The organism is Vibrio algicola, from assembly GCF_009601765.2.
GTDB lineage: Bacteria > Pseudomonadota > Gammaproteobacteria > Enterobacterales > Vibrionaceae > Vibrio > Vibrio algicola.
Map to the genome: position 1 here is coordinate 1,933,796 of NZ_CP045699.1, position 18,270 is coordinate 1,952,065.

General features: G+C 44.7%; 10 protein-coding genes, 5 tRNA genes and 3 rRNA genes. 3 read left to right on the plus strand and 15 right to left on the minus strand.

Annotated elements, in window-relative coordinates; all coding sequences use genetic code 11:
- Window positions 1–9 precede the first annotated feature (9 nt).
- The 6 genes from pstB to phoB are packed head-to-tail and all read right to left on the minus strand — an operon-like array spanning window position 10 to window position 7,925.
- Window positions 10–828 carry a phosphate ABC transporter ATP-binding protein PstB gene (pstB, locus tag GFB47_RS08855; protein ID WP_153447661.1) on the minus strand — a complete coding sequence of 273 codons (819 nt, stop codon included), beginning with the start codon at window positions 826–828 and terminating at the stop codon, window positions 10–12.
- A 1-nt stretch (window position 829) separates the two neighbouring features.
- Entirely contained in the window at window positions 830–2,533 is a 1,704-nt protein-coding gene (gene pstA, locus GFB47_RS08860) for a phosphate ABC transporter permease PstA (protein ID WP_153447662.1), read from the minus strand.
- Between the two features lie 45 nt (window positions 2,534–2,578).
- A complete protein-coding gene (locus tag GFB47_RS08865) occupies window positions 2,579–4,849 on the minus strand; it encodes an ABC transporter permease subunit (RefSeq protein WP_153447663.1) in 2,271 nt (756 codons plus the stop codon).
- A 60-nt stretch (window positions 4,850–4,909) separates the two neighbouring features.
- Window positions 4,910–5,890 carry a PstS family phosphate ABC transporter substrate-binding protein gene (locus GFB47_RS08870; RefSeq protein ID WP_153447664.1) on the minus strand — a complete coding sequence of 327 codons (981 nt, stop codon included), beginning with the start codon at window positions 5,888–5,890 and terminating at the stop codon, window positions 4,910–4,912.
- On the minus strand, window positions 5,887–7,206 hold the full coding sequence (gene phoR, locus GFB47_RS08875) for a phosphate regulon sensor histidine kinase PhoR (protein ID WP_153447665.1): 1,320 nt from the start codon (window positions 7,204–7,206) through the stop codon (window positions 5,887–5,889). The genes GFB47_RS08870 and phoR overlap by 4 nt, the downstream gene beginning before the upstream one ends.
- A gap of 29 nt (window positions 7,207–7,235) precedes the next feature.
- Entirely contained in the window at window positions 7,236–7,925 is a 690-nt protein-coding gene (gene phoB / locus GFB47_RS08880; protein ID WP_153447666.1) for a phosphate regulon transcriptional regulator PhoB, read from the minus strand.
- A 212-nt stretch (window positions 7,926–8,137) separates the two neighbouring features.
- On the opposite strand from phoB, the gene rdgC reads away from it, so the two are divergent.
- The 3 genes from rdgC (at window position 8,138) to GFB47_RS08895 (ending at window position 11,000) form a co-directional block, all read left to right on the plus strand.
- Window positions 8,138–9,049: a recombination-associated protein RdgC gene (gene rdgC / locus GFB47_RS08885; protein WP_153447667.1), complete on the plus strand. Its 912-nt coding sequence runs from the start codon at window positions 8,138–8,140 to the stop codon at window positions 9,047–9,049.
- Window positions 9,050–9,251: 202 nt separating this feature from the next.
- Window positions 9,252–10,733, plus strand: a complete 1,482-nt coding sequence (gene trhP, locus GFB47_RS08890; RefSeq protein WP_153447668.1) for a prephenate-dependent tRNA uridine(34) hydroxylase TrhP — start codon at window positions 9,252–9,254, stop codon at window positions 10,731–10,733.
- A 12-nt stretch (window positions 10,734–10,745) separates the two neighbouring features.
- Window positions 10,746–11,000, plus strand: coding sequence for a YfhL family 4Fe-4S dicluster ferredoxin (locus GFB47_RS08895; RefSeq protein WP_153447669.1), 255 nt, complete (start codon window positions 10,746–10,748; stop codon window positions 10,998–11,000).
- Between the two features lie 117 nt (window positions 11,001–11,117).
- Here GFB47_RS08895 and nfsA read toward each other — a convergent pair whose 3' ends face one another.
- The 9 genes from nfsA to GFB47_RS08940 all read right to left on the minus strand — a co-directional run bounded on the left by nfsA (window position 11,118) and on the right by GFB47_RS08940 (window position 17,652).
- A complete protein-coding gene (nfsA, locus tag GFB47_RS08900) occupies window positions 11,118–11,840 on the minus strand; it encodes an oxygen-insensitive NADPH nitroreductase (RefSeq protein WP_153447670.1) in 723 nt (240 codons plus the stop codon).
- Window positions 11,841–11,939: 99 nt separating this feature from the next.
- A tRNA-Asp gene (locus GFB47_RS08905) sits at window positions 11,940–12,016 on the minus strand.
- A 29-nt stretch (window positions 12,017–12,045) separates the two neighbouring features.
- A 5S ribosomal RNA gene (rrf, locus tag GFB47_RS08910) occupies window positions 12,046–12,161 on the minus strand.
- A gap of 130 nt (window positions 12,162–12,291) precedes the next feature.
- Window positions 12,292–15,181 (minus strand): 23S ribosomal RNA (locus tag GFB47_RS08915).
- 405 nt (window positions 15,182–15,586) lie between these two features.
- Window positions 15,587–15,662, minus strand: a tRNA-Val gene (locus GFB47_RS08920).
- A gap of 26 nt (window positions 15,663–15,688) precedes the next feature.
- Window positions 15,689–15,764 (minus strand) — tRNA-Ala (locus GFB47_RS08925).
- 44 nt (window positions 15,765–15,808) lie between these two features.
- Window positions 15,809–15,884: transfer RNA gene (locus GFB47_RS08930), tRNA-Lys, on the minus strand.
- Window positions 15,885–15,917: 33 nt separating this feature from the next.
- A tRNA-Glu gene (locus GFB47_RS08935) sits at window positions 15,918–15,993 on the minus strand.
- Between the two features lie 116 nt (window positions 15,994–16,109).
- Window positions 16,110–17,652: ribosomal RNA gene (locus GFB47_RS08940) — 16S ribosomal RNA — on the minus strand.
- The 16S, 23S and 5S rRNA genes sit together here with 5 tRNA genes alongside, the layout of an rRNA operon.
- Window positions 17,653–18,270 lie beyond the last annotated feature (618 nt).

Genomic DNA, 18,270 nt, shown 5'->3' on the forward strand with positions numbered 1-18,270 from the left:
TTTTTGCCCTCAACCGTAGCGTCCGGTTATATAATCTTCTGTTTGCTTGTTTTTCGGCGAGGTAAACATCGAATCTGTATCGCCATATTCGACTAATTGCCCCATATGCACGAACGCGGTGTAATCACTCACTCGAGCGGCTTGTTGCATATTATGTGTCACCACCACCACGGTATAGTGTTGCTTTAATTCACTGATCAATTCTTCAATGGTTAAAGTGGAGAGTGGATCTAACGCCGAGGTGGGTTCGTCGAGCAATAGCACTTCCGGTTCAATGGCGATGGCTCTGGCGATCACTAAGCGTTGTTGTTGCCCGCCGGATAAACCAAAAGCATTATCATGCAGGCGATCTTTCACTTCAGTCCATAGCGCAGCCGCTCGTAATGAACGTTCGACGGAATCATCTAAAGTGCGTGAATCTTTTACGCCTTGCAACCGTAACCCATACACCACGTTTTCATAAATCGATTTCGGGAATGGATTCGGCCTTTGAAATACCATACCCACTCGGCGACGTAAACGAGCAACATCAACATTAGGTTGGTAAATATCTTGTCCATCTAACCACACACGACCTTCAACTCGGCAACCATCTACCAGATCATTCATCCGATTAATACAGCGCAATAAGGTCGATTTACCGCAACCAGACGGTCCAATAAATGACGTTACATGCCCTTTAGGGATCTTCATATTGATCGATTTTAACGCTTGGGTTTGCTGATAATACAGATCCAAGTTCTCAATACTGATCGCGGTTTGACTGTCGCTCAGTTGATTCACATCTAAAGGCTCGGCATAACCTAGCGCCGCGTGCATCGAAAACATGTTAATCACTTCCTAGAATTTTGAATTTTTCACGTAAGTTATTACGGATCATTATGGCGGTTATATTGAGCCCTATCACGACGGTAATCAATAAAAATGAAGTGGCATAAACTAAAGGTCTTGCGGCTTCAATATTCGGTGTTTGAAAACCAAGATCGTAAATATGAAATCCAAGATGCATAAATTTACGATCTAAGTGTAAATAAGGAAAGCTGCCATCGATCGGCAAACTTGGCGCGAGCTTCACTACCCCGACTAGCATTAATGGCGCGACCTCACCCGCAGCCCTTGCGACCGCTAAAATAAGACCGGTCATAATGGCAGGGCTCACCATAGGCAAAACGATCCGCCATAGGGTTTCAAACTTAGTCGCCCCCAGTGCATAAGAACCATTACGCAAAGAACTCGGTATCCGCGATAGCCCTTCTTCGGTTGCCACTATCACCACTGGCAGCGTCAAAATGGCCAATGTTAATGCCGACCATAATAAACCGGGGGTACCAAAGGTGGGAGTTGGCAGGCTAGCCGAATAAAACAAGCTATCTATGGTGCCACCTATGGTATAGACAAAAAATCCCAAACCAAACACGCCATAAACAATGGACGGAACACCCGCTAAGTTCACCACCGAGACGCGGATCAATTTGGTCATTAAAGTATTGGGGGCGTATTCGTGTAAGTACACCGCTGCGATCACCCCTAATGGCATCACCACAATCGACATAATAATCACCAATAATACCGTACCAAAAATAGCCGGAAAAACGCCACCTTCAGAATTGGCATCACGCGGACTATCGGTTAAAAATTTACCGACTTGAACAAACCAATGCTGCACCTTTTGCATGGGGCTCATGGCATTGGGATACCACATATCAAGCACCGACTCTAATGGCAAGTGATAAGTTTTCCCTTGCATGTCTTGTACGATGATTTGTTGATTGGTGAGCAGCGCTTGTCGCTCGACTATCGCTTGCTCTTGTTGGTTAAATTTCTGTTGTAGCTTTTTCTTCTCGGTGAGTAACGAAGTGTCTAACCCAGAGGGTGCTTGAGTGCGATCAGAGTGCGTTTTCTGTAACGATGACGATTTTAGTTTACGATTAATATTAGCAATATCTTGGCTTAATGAACTTAGTTTATCCGCTCGAATATCGGCAATTTCAGCACGAATTTGCTTGGCTTTTTCTATCCCAGTCTGAATGCGTTGCGGCAGGTCATCTTGCTTAATATCAGAGCCAATTTGATAACCGATCGGGGTGGCAAAAAAAGCGCCGTTACGGTTGCGTTCAAATACCGCTACATCGTGTGGTTGAGTTTGATGTTTTAACTCTAGTGTCAAAACAGAAATGAAATCTTTGGGATAAATCTCGCGATTAGCGACCTTAATTGATAAACGCTCAGCTTCACCTTTTGCCAACGTTTTAGCTGGCCACCGCTCGTGCGGAGAAAGCTTTGAAGAAACCTTATGGGAGGATGAGAGTTGATCTAACGATACCCAATCACGTTGATACACTTGTCCAATTAAGCGATTTCCTTGTGCGTCCTGCCATTGATAAACAGGCGTCGGCCAAAAATAGACCAGTCCTTTCCAACCAATCAATAACAATAATCCCAGTACTGAAATTAAACAGATACTCACCGCGCCAGCCGTCAGCCACACCCATGGGTTGCCAGCTTTTAGCCAACGCTTCGCTTGACCTAACATGTGATGCCTCGATAAAGAAAGGCATTATCAGCACCGTCATAAACCTTACATGGCACGATATTTCTCCCTTAATCGCAAGCGGATCACTTCCGCAATCGAGTTGACTACAAAGGTAAAGGCAAACAGTAAAAAGGCCGATAAAAACAGTAATCTGAAATGTGAACCACCCACTTGAGATTCCGACATTTCTATCGCGATATTAGCCGACAAAGTGCGCATTCCTTCTAATACGTTCCAATCCATGATTGGGGTATTTCCCGTTGCCATTAATACAATCATGGTTTCGCCCACCGCTCGCCCTAGCCCCATCATCACCGCAGAGAAAATCCCAGGGCTTGCGGTCACTAATACCACAGAGGTCAAACACTGCCAAGGTGTCGCCCCTAAAGCGCTAGCGCCGTCGGATAAATGCTTTGGCACCGAGAAAATCGCATCTTCTGCGATAGTGAAGATGGTCGGGATCACTGCGAACCCCATAGCAAAACCAACAATTAAGGCGTTACGTTGGTCGAAACCGATCCCGTACTGAATTAAAAATAAACGCACATCTCCGTCAAATAATGCCGATTCAATCGTATGGCCAAAATGTATCGCTAAGTAACTGTTGGCTAATAATATCGGGATCAGCACTAATGCTAACCAATCATTTCTTGAGGCTCTATTTTGGATTTTGGCCAATCCATGCCAAACCAGCGCTATGCCAATAATCACCACAGGCAAGGTGACAAATAACAATAAGACACTAAATAAATTCATCTCTACCCAAGGCGCCAGCCAAAGTCCAGCGATAAAACCGATAATGACGGTGGGTAAAGCCTCCATCAATTCGATGGTCGGTTTAACATATTGACGCATGGTTGGCGTCATAAAATAAGCGGTATAAATCGCGCCACAAATGGCAATCGGCACCGCAAACAACATCGCAAATAACGCCGCCTTTAAAGTACCAAAAGCGATCGGTGCCAAGCTAAACTTAGCTTCAAAATCATTACTGGCCGAGGTGGATTGCCACACATATTTAGGTTGGTCATAACCTTCATACCAGATCTTACTCCATAATGAAGATAGCGAAATTTCAGGATGGTAATTGCTGATTTCAAAGGTGCGTAAAGAAGAATCTGAAATAGTGGCAAGGTAGCGCTCATTGCGAGAAACCCCAGCCGCTTGTGGTACTTGGGCCAATAATGGTTCGGATAATACCTTTTTATTGGTGGTGGTATAAAAATTCTGAATTACCCCATCAGCTTGAAAGCTATAAAAGCCTTTACGAAAATAATCGGGCAACAATACACTTGGTACATTTCCTAACTGGAAATCTCGAATATGAGTAAGAGTGCGTTGCTGATCTTTTAATACATCAAACCATTGTGACACTTGACCGTTTTGGTAACTGATCAATAAGGATTTACCACCAGCGAGAAACGATAAATGCTTAGCGGGTGAGTTCGATGATGCAGAGAGATCAGCGCTCTCACGTAGGCTAAATTGATGCTCGTGACGTTTAAAAACAGAGAGTTGGGTATCGGAAAGAACATATAATGTCCGACCATCTGGGCTTAAGCGATAATCGTTTATCTTGGCACCAACCTCAGGGATAGAAAGCCGATAAGCCAGCCATTGCGCCTTCTCATCCGCTTCTGAATCCGCATCAAGCAGCGAGATTTTCTTATCAAAACCGATCGCTTGCCATTGATGTTGCTTATCTTGCCCAATAAATAACGCTTGATGCTGATTAATCGCAAAATCGAATGATACGATCGCTTGTTGCTGCTTCGACAAAGTGATCGGTTGAGGATGGAAGTAAGTTAACTTGGCCGCGACTTGATTGCCATTACGCTCATAATGAGTAGTAAAGCTGGGCTTAACCACCACCACTTGCCCTTGTCCATTGGCGTAACCATACCAACCACTTTCCGCCATCGTTGCTCGAAATGCAGTAGGATCGGCCAATATAGTTTGTTGTGATGATGGGAGAAGAGTTTGTGTTGAAACCCGTTTATTAGCCGGAGGAGTATTGCCTTGTGAATAGAATTGAAACTCACCATTGCGACGAAAAACAAAAGCACTACTGCCTTTATCATCAATTCCAATCGCGTTAGCTTGATGTTGTGAAGAATGGCTAACCTCAAAGGTGTTAACCAGTTTAAGACTAGCGGAGGAAAAAATAGGCAAAATCACCCAAATGAGATAAACAATCAGCAACACTAACGTTATTAATACACTGACTCCGCCAACCTTGATCAAACCACGAACGAGACGATCCATCGCCCAGCGTCGTTTATCTCGAGGTTTAAGTGAGTGAGCGATTTGAGTCATGTACGATCATTATCCTTATTGTGTTGTCTAGTTGAAGTTGCCGAAAAGATCCTGACTCAATTAAGGCGTTAATCCAACCTTTTTTAGTTGTTGTTCCGCTAACTGGGTTGATAACGAAACATAACCATCTTTCTCGACACTTTTCTGACCTTGCTGAGAAAAAATAAACTTTAAAAATTCAGCTTGATTATGCGGCAATGGTTTTAATGGGTTCTTATTCACATACAAATATAAGTAACGGGATAATGGATATTGACCCGATAGAATATTATTTCTCGTAGCCTCAATATAGTGATCACCCTGTATCGCGATCGGCATCAAACGCGCTTTAGACACTTGATAACTAATGCCTGAGTATCCAATACTATTGACCGAAGAAGCCACCGATTGCACCACCGCTGCCGAGCCAGGTTGCTCATTCACTTCTCGCTTAAAATCACCTCCGCACAAGGCATTTTGCTTAAAGTAGCCATAGGTGCCGGAAGCTGAATTTCGTCCAAATAACTGAAAGCCCAGTTTAGCCCAATCCGCTTGTACTCCCAACTGTTGCCAACTGTGTAATCTTTGAGTGGCACCACATTGTAGTGTGGATGAAAAAATCGCATCTATCTGCTCGAAATTCAACCCTTTGATCGGATTGTCTTGATGCACAAAAATGCCAATCGCATCAATCGCAATTTTTAAGCGTACTGGCGGATAGCCATATTGTTGTTCAAAGGATTCAACTTCTTTCACTTTCATCAGCCGACTCATTGGGCCGAGCTGAGAAGTCGCTTCAGTTAATGCGGTGGGTGCAGTCGATGATCCAGACGCTTGCACCTGCATATTGATATTAGGATAAATATGTTGGAAGTCTTCCGCCCACATACTCATTAATGTAGTTAAAGTATCAGAGCCTGCCGAAGTTAAGTTCCCCGCCACGCCAGACACTTTATGGTAGTCAGGCAAAGCATTTGTACCATTTGAATTTACATCACTTGAAGCTTGGCCAAGTGAACTAAATAATGCCACTAATGACACCCCATACTTAAGCCAACTCATTGTGCATCCTCATCTATTCGGCAAACAAGTTTAGCCGGTAAGACAAAAGAAAAACAACTGCCCACGCCGACTTCACTGGCGATCTCAAGATGCGACTCATGATGACTTAACGCATGCTTAGTGATCGCAAGACCTAAGCCACTACCACCGGTTTCACGAGAGCGCGCTTTATCGACCCGATAAAAACGTTCGGTTAAGCGGTGAATATGTTGCGCTTCAATCCCATCACCACTGTCTTTAACCGATAAACTCGCCCCTCCGTTGGCGGTTTCATGCCATGCCACCACCACATCGGCGCCAGCTGGGGTGTACTTAACCGCGTTATAAACCAGATTCGAAATCGCACTGCGCAGTTGATCGTGATCGCCATAAACATGCAGGGTTTTATCCACATCGAAAACCAATTTATGTTGATCATCGCCACTCAGTGCTTGAGCTTCTTTTTCCAATGCTTCCAACATTAATGGAATATTAGTCACATCCACTAATTGATTGGTGGTGGACGCTTCAATTTTAGACAGTGTCAGTAACTGCTCAACCAAAGCGTTCATACGAGATAACTGCTCAGTCATCACCCCATGCGCTTTGGGCCACATAGGTCCAACCAAAACATCGGGATCTTCGGTCATTTCTAAATAACCTTGCAGTACCGTCATTGGGGTTCTTAATTCATGCGATACATTGGCAAAGAAATTGCGACGCATACCTTCGAGTTGCTTCAATTGAGTCACATCGCGCACCACCATCAAGTGCTCACCTTGCGAGTAAGGCACAATACGCAACTCTAAAATATTTTCCGGCGTTAACGGAGAAAGCATCTCAAGCGGTTCAGAGAAATCATTTTTGGTGAGATATTTAATAAAATCAGGGGTGCGTAGCAAATTAGAGATAGGTTGACCAGAATCATCAGGCCAGCGAAAGCCTAATAAAGATTGCGCCAGTTTATTACACCAAACGATATTGCCTTCACGACGAAATACCACCACCGCGTCGGGCAAAGCTTCAGCGCCATGGCGAAAACGGCGGATCAAGCTACCCAGTTCTTTACGACGCTGGCGTTGCTTTTTCTGCAGTCGATAAATACCGTTAAATAAAGGCTCCCAACTATTCGTTCCCGCTGGAGGATTTAAGCGTTTTTCATCCCATAACCATTCTGATAAACGAATTTGATTATAGAATTGCCACACCAGTTGCATAGCGGTCGCAGCCAGCAATAGCCAGCTCATATAACCAAAAAACCAGCCAATCACAATCCAAGGAAGGTAAAAAAAAGCCAGCGACCAAGCGAGCTTTTTCCAGCTTAATTTTTCAACCATTCAAACACATGCTCCACTCATTAATATTATTAAGCTCGAGTAGAAAAACGGTAACCCGCTCCACGTACTGTTTGAACTAATTTATCGTGCCCAGCGCTTTCTAATGCTTTTCTTAAGCGGCGAATATGCACATCAACCGTGCGGTCCTCGACATAAACATTGGTGCCCCACACATTATTCAATAATTGCTCACGACTATAAACACGCTCTTGGTGAGTCATAAAAAAGTGCAGCATTTTAAATTCGGTCGGCCCCATATCGAGAGCTTCATTATTTGCCATCACACGATGTGAAACCGGATCGAGTTGTAAACCTTGCACATCAATTACCTCTTCCAAAGCGGTTGGCGTGACACGGCGGATCACCGCTTTTAAACGTGCGACTAATTCTTTAGGTGAAAATGGTTTGGTGATGTAATCATCAGCGCCGACCTCAAGCCCACGCACTTTATCTTCTTCTTCACCGCGAGCGGTTAACATCACCACGGGAATATGACGGGTTAATTCTTCACGTTTTAAATGCTTAATATAATTAATACCAGAACCGCCTGGTAGCATCCAATCTAGCAAGATCAAATCAGGATAGGGTTCACACAGTTTATTGATTGCTGAATCGTAATCTTCAGCTTCAATGGTTTGATAACCTTTTTGCTCTAACACAAAACAAATCATTTCCCTGATCGCCGCTTCATCTTCAACGACTAGAATTCTTCTCGACATGTTCGAAAGCCCTTTCGTGCCTAATAACCCCCATAATGAATTGGGGTTGAATATTGTATGTTCCTTATTATGTGTCTTAATTATGACAGTTTTGTGACTAAGGCAAAGTGATTTTCATACCAACGTCATGTTAATCGTGAAAAAGTGACATAAGACAAACGTTAAAAAATCTAATATCATAGCGACAAACTTACTCACAAAGAATGAGAATTATGTGGTTTAAAAATTGTTTAGTGTACCGCTTCAACCGTGATATCGATTTCAATCTCGATACCTTAGAGTCTCAACTGGCTGAATTCAAATTCTCTCCTTGTGGTAGCCAAGATAAACAAAAATTTGGCTGGACTAGCGTGATCAACCGCAACAGTGAAATGCTGACTCATGTGGCCGGTGAGCATATTCTGGTCAAAGCACAAAAAGAAGAAAAAATGCTACCGGCATCTGTGATCAATGATTCACTGCAAAACAAAATTGAAATGCTTGAACAACAAGAAAATCGCCCACTGAAAAAGAAAGAAAAAGACGATTTAAAAGAAGAAATTTTGATCGACTTATTGCCGCGCGCTTTTAGTCGTCATAATTTCACTTCCATTTTAATCATGCCCAAACTGGGTTTTGTGGTGGTTGATTCAGGCAGTTCAAAAAAAGCCGAAGATGCACTGGCGTTATTGCGTAAAACCATTGGCAGCTTACCTGTCGTGCCGGCGATTCCAGAACAAGCTATCGAACTTAGCTTAACCGAGTGGGTAAAATCAGGTGATTTACCACAAGGCTTCCAATTAATGGATGAAGCAGAGCTACAATCGGTATTGGAAGAAGGTGGGATCATCCGTTGTAAGAAACAAGATCTCAGCACTGATGAAATCCAAAACCACATTGCGGCCGACAAACTAGTTACGAAACTGGCACTCGATTGGCAAGAGCGGATTGAATTTGTTTTAGCCGACGATGCTAGTCTTAAACGTTTAAAATTCAGCGATGAATTAAAAGAGACCAATGAAGATATTCCACGCGAAGATGCTGCGCAACGTTTTGATGCTGATTTCGCCTTAATGTGTGGCGAATTTGAGCACTTTTTACCCTCTTTATTTGATGCTTTAGGTGGCTTACCCGAAGCAAAATAATTCGCTGTTTCTCACGCCAGATGATCAAAATAAATAAAGCTCAGCCTCTGAGCTTTATTATTTCTCCCTTTATAAAATATAAAACCTGACACTTTGTGTGCTTTCCTCGCTTTTTTGACTAAATTGACGTAATATTCGCCTCCCAAATTCATGCCATATGGTGGTATGAACCTGACCTGAAATCAGACCGAGAGAAATTATTATGTCGACATCGCAATCTATTGCCACACCAGAGCTATTATCTCCAGCCGGTAGCCTTAAAAATATGCGTTACGCTTTTGCTTATGGCGCGGACGCTGTTTATGCCGGACAACCACGTTATAGCCTTCGCGTTCGTAACAACGAATTCAATCACGAAAACCTACAAATCGGTATTAATGAAGCCCACGCTTTAGGTAAAAAACTGTACGTGGTATGCAATATTCAACCGCATAACTCAAAGTTAAAAACCTTTATCCGAGATCTTAAACCGGTAGTTGAAATGGGACCTGATGCATTGATCATGTCAGATCCTGGTTTAATCATGATGGTGCGTGAAGCTTTTCCTGATATGGCGATTCACTTATCAGTCCAAGCTAATGCGGTAAACTGGGCGACGGTGAAATTTTGGGCGACTCAAGGTGTCGAGCGTGTGATTTTATCTCGTGAGTTGTCACTGGAAGAAATTGAAGAGATCCGCGAAAACTGCCCAGAAACCGAACTTGAAATTTTCGTTCATGGCGCACTTTGCATGGCTTACTCGGGTCGTTGTTTATTATCTGGCTACATGAATAAACGCGATCCAAACCAAGGTACTTGTACCAATGCTTGTCGTTGGGAATACAGTGTCGAAAAAGGTAAAGAAGACGAGAGTGGACAGATCGTTTCGGCCAATACTGAGCAAAACGGCCAAGTCGAACAATTTGATCCTCAATCGGCACAAGCTATCGAAATTCAAAATGAGCGTCCAGACAACACTTTAGGTTTGGGTAAGCCAAGCGATGAAGTGGTGCTATTATCAGAAGCGCATCGCCCTGAAGAAAAAATGGCTGCGTTTGAAGACGAACATGGTACTTACATCATGAACTCAAAAGATCTACGTGCCATTCAACATGTTGAACGCTTAACCCAAATGGGTGTGCATTCACTTAAAATTGAAGGCCGTACTAAGTCTTTCTATTATTGTGCTCGTACTGCTCAAGTGTACCGTAAAGCCATTGATGATGCGGTAGCAGGTCGTCCATTCGATGATAGCTTAATGGGTACATTAGAAAGCCTTGCACACCGTGGTTACACTGAAGGCTTCTTACGTCGTCATACTCACGATGCTTACCAAAATTACGATTACGGCTACTCAGTATCGGATTCTCAACAGTTTGTGGGTGAGTTTACCGGTAACACTCGCGTATCAGAAAAACACGGTCACTTAGCCGAAGTAGAAGTGAAAAATAAATTCATGACTGGCGACAGTATTGAACTGATGACACCTGAAGGCAATATTATCTTCACTTTAGAAGCGATGGAAAACCGTAAATTCCAAGAAATTGATGACGCGAAAGGTAATGGTCACTTTGTGTTTATTCCGGTTCCTGCTGATCTCGATTTACGCTTTGGATTATTGATGCGTAACCTTAAAGCTGGTCAAGATACACGCAATCCTAATCAAACTATTGCGGCGACATCAACGGCTGACTCTGCCAAATAAGAAGCGAATAATATGGCCTTATTAATTACAGATAAATGCATTAATTGCGATATGTGCGATCCTGAATGCCCAAATGGTGCAATCACTATGGGTGACAGTATTTACGAAATCGATCCTAATTTATGCACCGAATGTAAAGGACATTACGATAAACCCACTTGCCAGTCAGTCTGCCCGATCACCAATTGTATTATTGTCGATCCTCAGCATGTTGAAACGGAAGATGAGTTATTAGAAAAATTTGTCATGATCCAAGGAATGGCTTAATACGCTCTAAACAGCTAACGAGTATTGATCATAACCAATACTCGTTAGCAACAAAAAGGCCGATCTGATTGATTTCAGATCGGCCTTTTTAGATTCTCGACAATAGAAAATAGCCAATTATTTCGTCGCTAATCCCTTTGAATTCAAATAATCCTTAATAAATGGACGTGACTCTTTACCTAACCGTTCAGCTATATGATCCGACCATGAACCTGACTTTTGGTTACTAACGCGAGTCTGATAATAATGCGCCGTTTGTTGGTCATATTCAGTAATATCATCGGTCGATAATGCTTGATAGCTATCTTGATGAATCATCACTTTTTGCGGTAAACGTGGTTTGATTTGTGGTTCTTGATCTGGGTGCCCAAGGCACATACCAAACATCATGGCGCAATATTTAGGTAAACCTAGTAGTTCGTCCACCTCTTTGGGTGAATTACGCAATCCACCAATATAAACTCCCCCCAAACCTAAAGACTCAGCGGCTAGTAAGGTATTTTGCGCCATGATCCCAGCATCAATGGCACCGATTAAAGTCAGTTCGGTAAATTCGGGTTGAACTTGATTGGATAATTGATAATGGCGTTGATAATCAATACAAAACACCAAGAATTCTGCTGCCGTTTCAACATAGTTTTGACCGCCAGCAAACGCTGCTAGTGCTTTACGCTTTACAGGATCTGTAACTCGTATAATGGACGTCGTTTGTAGAAAACTGGATGAGGACGCTGAAATACCGGCGGCTAAAATAGTCTCTAATTGTTCGGTGGTTATAGTTTCTGGAGTAAATGCACGAATCGAGCGGTGTGCCATCATCGTATCAATAACGGTATTCATAATCTTTCCTTAAGCAGAGCTTTAATTCCAGATCAGAATACCATATTTTATTCAAACGTAAAAAAGCCCGACTCTTTCGAATCAGGCTTTCATAAATAGTGGCGGAGTGGACGGGACTCGAACCCGCGACCCCCGGCGTGACAGGCCGGTATTCTAACCAACTGAACTACCACTCCGCAGTGTCTATTCAGTATACTAAATCAAAGCCTGGCGATGTCCTACTCTCACATGGGGAAACCCCACACTACCATCGGCGCTATTGCGTTTCACTTCTGAGTTCGGCATGGAATCAGGTGGGTCCACAATGCTATGGTCGCCAAGCATATTCTTTGTTAAGACGATTTCGTCTTAACTAATTCGGAAAGCTGCTTTGCTAATTCGTTCTCACACAAATTCAAGTATCTATCTGTATCTTCTATTAAATCCAACAACAAAACCCTTTAGGTGTTGTATGGTTAAGCCTCACGGGCAATTAGTACAGGTTAGCTCAATGCCTCGCAGCACTTACACACCCTGCCTATCAACGTTCTAGTCTCGAACAACCCTTTAGGACGCTTAAAGCGCCAGGGAAGACTCATCTCAGGGCTCGCTTCGTGCTTAGATGCTTTCAGCACTTATCGATTCCGAACTTAGCTACCGGGCAATGCCATTGGCATGACAACCCGAACACCAGTGGTTCGTCCACTCCGGTCCTCTCGTACTAGGAGCAGCCCCCTTCAATCTTCCAACGCCCACGGCAGATAGGGACCGAACTGTCTCACGACGTTCTAAACCCAGCTCGCGTACCACTTTAAATGGCGAACAGCCATACCCTTGGGACCGACTTCAGCCCCAGGATGTGATGAGCCGACATCGAGGTGCCAAACACCGCCGTCGATATGAACTCTTGGGCGGTATCAGCCTGTTATCCCCGGAGTACCTTTTATCCGTTGAGCGATGGCCCTTCCATTCAGAACCACCGGATCACTATGACCTGCTTTCGCACCTGCTCGAATTGTCATTCTCGCAGTCAAGCGGGCTTATGCCATTGCACTAACCACACGATGTCCAACCGTGTTTAGCCCACCTTCGTGCTCCTCCGTTACTCTTTGGGAGGAGACCGCCCCAGTCAAACTACCCACCAGGCACTGTCCACAATCCCGATTAGGGACCTATGTTAGAACATCAAAACTACAAGGGTGGTATTTCAAGGACGACTCCACATCATCTAGCGACAATGCTTCAAAGTCTCCCACCTATCCTACACATGTAGGTTCAATGTTCAGTGCCAAGCTGTAGTAAAGGTTCACGGGGTCTTTCCGTCTAGCCGCGGGTACACTGCATCTTCACAGCGATTTCAATTTCACTGAGTCTCGGGTGGAGACAGCGTGGCCATCATTACGCCATTCGTGCAGGTCGGAACTTACCCGACAAGGAATTTCGCTACCTTAGGACCGTTATAGTTACGGCCGCCGTTTACCGGGGCTTCGATCAAGAGCTTCGACCGAAGTCTAACCCCATCAATTAACCTTCCGGCACCGGGCAGGCGTCACACCGTATACGTCATCTTACGATTTTGCACAGTGCTGTGTTTTTAATAAACAGTTGCAGCCACCTGGTATCTGCGACTCCCGTCAGCTTAGAGAGCAAGTCTCATCACCAACAGGAGCGTACCTTCTCCCGAAGTTACGGTACCATTTTGCCTAGTTCCTTCACCCGAGTTCTCTCAAGCGCCTTGGTATTCTCTACCCGACCACCTGTGTCGGTTTGGGGTACGATTTCTTATAAACTGAAGCTTAGAGGCTTTTCCTGGAAGTATGGCATCAATGACTTCATCACCGTAGTGACTCGACATCGTGTCTCAGCCTAACAATTTCCCGGATTTACCTAAGAAATTAGCCTACGCACTTGAACCTGGACAACCATCGCCAGGCCCACCTAGCCTTCTCCGTCCCCCCATCGCATTTATAAGAAGTACGGGAATATTAACCCGTTTCCCATCGACTACGCTTTTCAGCCTCGCCTTAGGGGTCGACTTACCCTGCCCCGATTAACGTTGGACAGGAACCCTTGGTCTTCCGGCGAGGGAGTTTTTCACTCCCTTTATCGTTACTCATGTCAGCATTCGCACTTCTGATACCTCCAGCAAACTTCTCAGTTCACCTTCAACGGCTTACAGAACGCTCCCCTACCCAGCATAATAAATTATGCTGCCGCAGCTTCGGTGTATAGCTTAGCCCCGTTACATCTTCCGCGCAGGCCGACTCGACCAGTGAGCTATTACGCTTTCTTTAAATGATGGCTGCTTCTAAGCCAACATCCTGGCTGTCTGAGCCTTCCCACATCGTTTCCCACTTAGCTATACTTTGGGACCTTAGCTGGCGGTCTGGGTTGTTTCCCTCTCCACGACGGACGTTAGCACCCGCCGTGTGTCTCCCGGATATTACTTACTGGTATTCGGAGTTTGCAAAGGGTTGGTAAGTCGGGATGACCCCCTAGCCTTAACAGTGCTCTACCCCCAGTAGTATTCGTCCGAGGCGCTACCTAAATAGCTTTCGGGGAGAACCAGCTATCTCCAGGTTTGATTGGCCTTTCACCCCTAGCCACAAGTCATCCGCTAATTTTTCAACATTAGTCGGTTCGGTCCTCCAATTGATGTTACTCAATCTTCAACCTGCCCATGGCTAGATCACCTGGTTTCGGGTCTAATCCTAGCAACTATTCGCCCAGTTAAGACTCGGTTTCCCTACGGCTCCCCTAAACGGTTAACCTTGCTACTAAAATTAAGTCGCTGACCCATTATACAAAAGGTACGCAGTCACACCACGAAGGTGCTCCTACTGCTTGTACGTACACGGTTTCAGGTTCTATTTCACTCCCCTCACAGGGGTTCTTTTCGCCTTTCCCTCACGGTACTGGTTCACTATCGGTCAGTCAGGAGTATTTAGCCTTGGAGGATGGTCCCCCCATATTCAAACAGGATATCACGTGTCCCGCCTTACTCGTTTTCACTTAGTATGATGTGTCGGTTACGGGGCTATCACCCTGTATCGCGGCACTTTCCAGAGCCTTCACCTGCATCATATAAAGCTTAAGGGCTAATCCAATTTCGCTCGCCGCTACTTTCGGAATCTCGGTTGATTTCTCTTCCTCCGGGTACTTAGATGTTTCAGTTCCCCGGGTTCGCTTTATTAACCTATGTATTCAGTTAATAATACGTGCTTATGCACGTGGGTTTCCCCATTCGGAAATCGTAGACTCAAGTGGCTTTTACTGCCTTATCTACGCTTATCGCAAGTTAATACGTCCTTCATCGCCTCTGACTGCCTAGGCATCCACCGTGTACGCTTATTCACTTAACCATACAACCCAAAAGGGTCTTATGTATGTTCAACTAAATAAGGTTTAGTTTTTTGTTTATTCAAGAGGGTAATCTTGAATAAACGATTTGCCGGACTCAATAGAACAAACCATAAATGGTTTGTAGAATACAAGACACTTGAATGTGTGTTGTTACTCATCACTTGCAAGCAAGCAATAAGATTTGAGAACTTTTATTTTGAATAACTTAATTGTTACAGCCTGAGCTGTTTTATTTTACTTTTTCAAAAGTAAAAACCAATTAAGCTATTCAGTCAGCTTTCCAAATTGTTAAAGAGCAAAGAGTTATTGTTTTTACAAACGTAACACTTTTTAAAGGCTTTCAGAGACAAAAAATCCCATTCAATAAAAATTGAATGCGAAACATCGTAAAAACACTTAAAGAGTGGTGGGCGATACCGGGCTCGAACCAGTGACCCCCTGCTTGTAAGGCAGGTGCTCTCCCAACTGAGCTAATCGCCCTTATATTTTAATTCCCAAGGAAGGAATGGTGGAGCTATGCGGGATCGAACCGCAGACCTCCTGCGTGCAAGGCAGGCGCTCTCCCAGCTGAGCTATAGCCCCAAATTTATTTTCTTACCAAAAGTAAGCATTTTCATGGGAGAAAATGGTGGGTCGTGCAGGATTCGAACCTGCGACCAATTGATTAAAAGTCAACTGCTCTACCAGCTGAGCTAACGACCCATTTTACTACTCTCTTAATCAAAAGGAGAGAAGTGGTATCCCGTAGGGGAGTCGAACCCCTGTTACCGCCGTGAAAGGGCGGTGTCCTAGGCCTCTAGACGAACGGGACACAGGATTTTTATTCATTTCTGAATAAAATGCGAAAGCATATGGGATGCTTTCAAACTCTTTTCTTTTCTAAACCTAATCAATCTGTGTGGGTACTCATCAAAAATAATCTTTTCGTAAGGAGGTGATCCAGCCCCAGGTTCCCCTAGGGCTACCTTGTTACGACTTCACCCCAGTCATGAACCACAAAGTGGTAAGCGTCCTCCCCGAAAGGTTAAACTACCTACTTCTTTTGCAGCCCACTCCCATGGTGTGACGGGCGGTGTGTACAAGGCCCGGGAACGTATTCACCGTGGCATTCTGATCCACGATTACTAGCGATTCCGACTTCATGGAGTCGAGTTGCAGACTCCAATCCGGACTACGACGCACTTTTTGGGATTCGCTCACTATCGCTAGCTTGCTGCCCTCTGTATGCGCCATTGTAGCACGTGTGTAGCCCTACTCGTAAGGGCCATGATGACTTGACGTCGTCCCCACCTTCCTCCGGTTTATCACCGGCAGTCTCCCTGGAGTTCCCGACATTACTCGCTGGCAAACAAGGATAAGGGTTGCGCTCGTTGCGGGACTTAACCCAACATTTCACAACACGAGCTGACGACAGCCATGCAGCACCTGTCTTACAGTTCCCGAAGGCACATCAGCGTCTCCGCCGACTTCTGTAGATGTCAAGAGTAGGTAAGGTTCTTCGCGTTGCATCGAATTAAACCACATGCTCCACCGCTTGTGCGGGCCCCCGTCAATTCATTTGAGTTTTAATCTTGCGACCGTACTCCCCAGGCGGTCTACTTAACGCGTTAGCTCCGAAAGCCACGGCTCAAGGCCACAACCTCCAAGTAGACATCGTTTACGGCGTGGACTACCGGGGTATCTAATCCCGTTTGCTCCCCACGCTTTCGCATCTGAGTGTCAGTATCTGTCCAGGGGGCCGCCTTCGCCACTGGTATTCCTTCAGATCTCTACGCATTTCACCGCTACACCTGAAATTCTACCCCCCTCTACAGTACTCTAGTTTGCCAGTTTCAAATGACCTTCCGAGGTTGAGCCCCGGGCTTTCACATCTGACTTAACAAACCACCTGCATGCGCTTTACGCCCAGTAATTCCGATTAACGCTCGCACCCTCCGTATTACCGCGGCTGCTGGCACGGAGTTAGCCGGTGCTTCTTCTGTTGCTAACGTCAAGCTACGCAGCTATTAACTACGCAACCTTCCTCACAACTGAAAGTACTTTACAACCCGAAGGCCTTCTTCATACACGCGGCATGGCTGCATCAGGCTTTCGCCCATTGTGCAATATTCCCCACTGCTGCCTCCCGTAGGAGTCTGGGCCGTGTCTCAGTCCCAGTGTGGCTGATCATCCTCTCAGACCAGCTAGGGATCGTCGCCTTGGTGAGCCATTACCTCACCAACTAGCTAATCCCACATAGGCGTATCCTAACGCGCGAGGCCCGAAGGTCCCCCGCTTTGCTCCGAAAAGATTATGCGGTATTAACAGTCGTTTCCAACTGGTATCCCCCACATCAGGGCAACTTCCTATGCATTACTCACCCGTCCGCCGCTCGTCAGCAGATAGCAAGCTATCTCTGTTACCGCTCGACTTGCATGTGTTAGGCCTGCCGCCAGCGTTCAATCTGAGCCATGATCAAACTCTTCAATTTAAGATTTTGATTCCCTTAATTAAAAGGGAGTGACTCAACGAATACTGACTTCAAAACTAATCTTTACCCGAAGATAAAGTGTAATTTTAAAGCTATTACCATTCCAACAGAATGGTAATGAATTGACTGTGCCGAACAATAAATTGTTCAATTTGGTCACTCAGTTCATTGAAATCATTTTTGCTTCCTAAGAAGCTTTATTGATTATCATCAACGAGTGCCCACACAGATTGATAGGTTTAAATTGTTAAAGAGCAACTGTTCGTGCGACTTGCGTCTCGTCGAACAGGGCGGCCATTTTAACGATTTGATTGAGCGTGTCAAACACTTTCTACAATCTTTTTTCGTTAACCTTTTTGAGAAGGTTATGACCTCTGACTCGTTGCTGCCGTTAGGCTGTGTGCTCCGTGTCAGTGAGGTCGCATTATAGAGATCAACTTCATATTGGCAAGCACTTTCTTTCAATAAATTCAAAAATAAAGCTTAGATGTTCATATTACGTTCAAATGCGTATTTATACCTTTTTACTCTCACTTTAAGCACGGGTTACCCACAGAAAACATGATTTAGACCATCATTTTTAAATTAATCCCCCCTCATCGTTTCACTTTAGTTCCA

Coding starts and splice junctions, on each gene's coding strand:
- pstB (WP_153447661.1), bottom strand. CDS start 828: ATGTTTTCGATGCACGCGGCGCTAGGTTATGCCGAGCCTTTAGATGTG.
- pstA (WP_153447662.1), bottom strand. CDS start 2,533: ATGTTAGGTCAAGCGAAGCGTTGGCTAAAAGCTGGCAACCCATGGGTG.
- GFB47_RS08865 (WP_153447663.1), bottom strand. CDS start 4,849: ATGACTCAAATCGCTCACTCACTTAAACCTCGAGATAAACGACGCTGG.
- GFB47_RS08870 (WP_153447664.1), bottom strand. CDS start 5,890: ATGAGTTGGCTTAAGTATGGGGTGTCATTAGTGGCATTATTTAGTTCA.
- phoR (WP_153447665.1), bottom strand. CDS start 7,206: ATGGTTGAAAAATTAAGCTGGAAAAAGCTCGCTTGGTCGCTGGCTTTT.
- phoB (WP_153447666.1), bottom strand. CDS start 7,925: ATGTCGAGAAGAATTCTAGTCGTTGAAGATGAAGCGGCGATCAGGGAA.
- rdgC (WP_153447667.1), top strand. CDS start 8,138: ATGTGGTTTAAAAATTGTTTAGTGTACCGCTTCAACCGTGATATCGAT.
- trhP (WP_153447668.1), top strand. CDS start 9,252: ATGTCGACATCGCAATCTATTGCCACACCAGAGCTATTATCTCCAGCC.
- GFB47_RS08895 (WP_153447669.1), top strand. CDS start 10,746: ATGGCCTTATTAATTACAGATAAATGCATTAATTGCGATATGTGCGAT.
- nfsA (WP_153447670.1), bottom strand. CDS start 11,840: ATGAATACCGTTATTGATACGATGATGGCACACCGCTCGATTCGTGCA.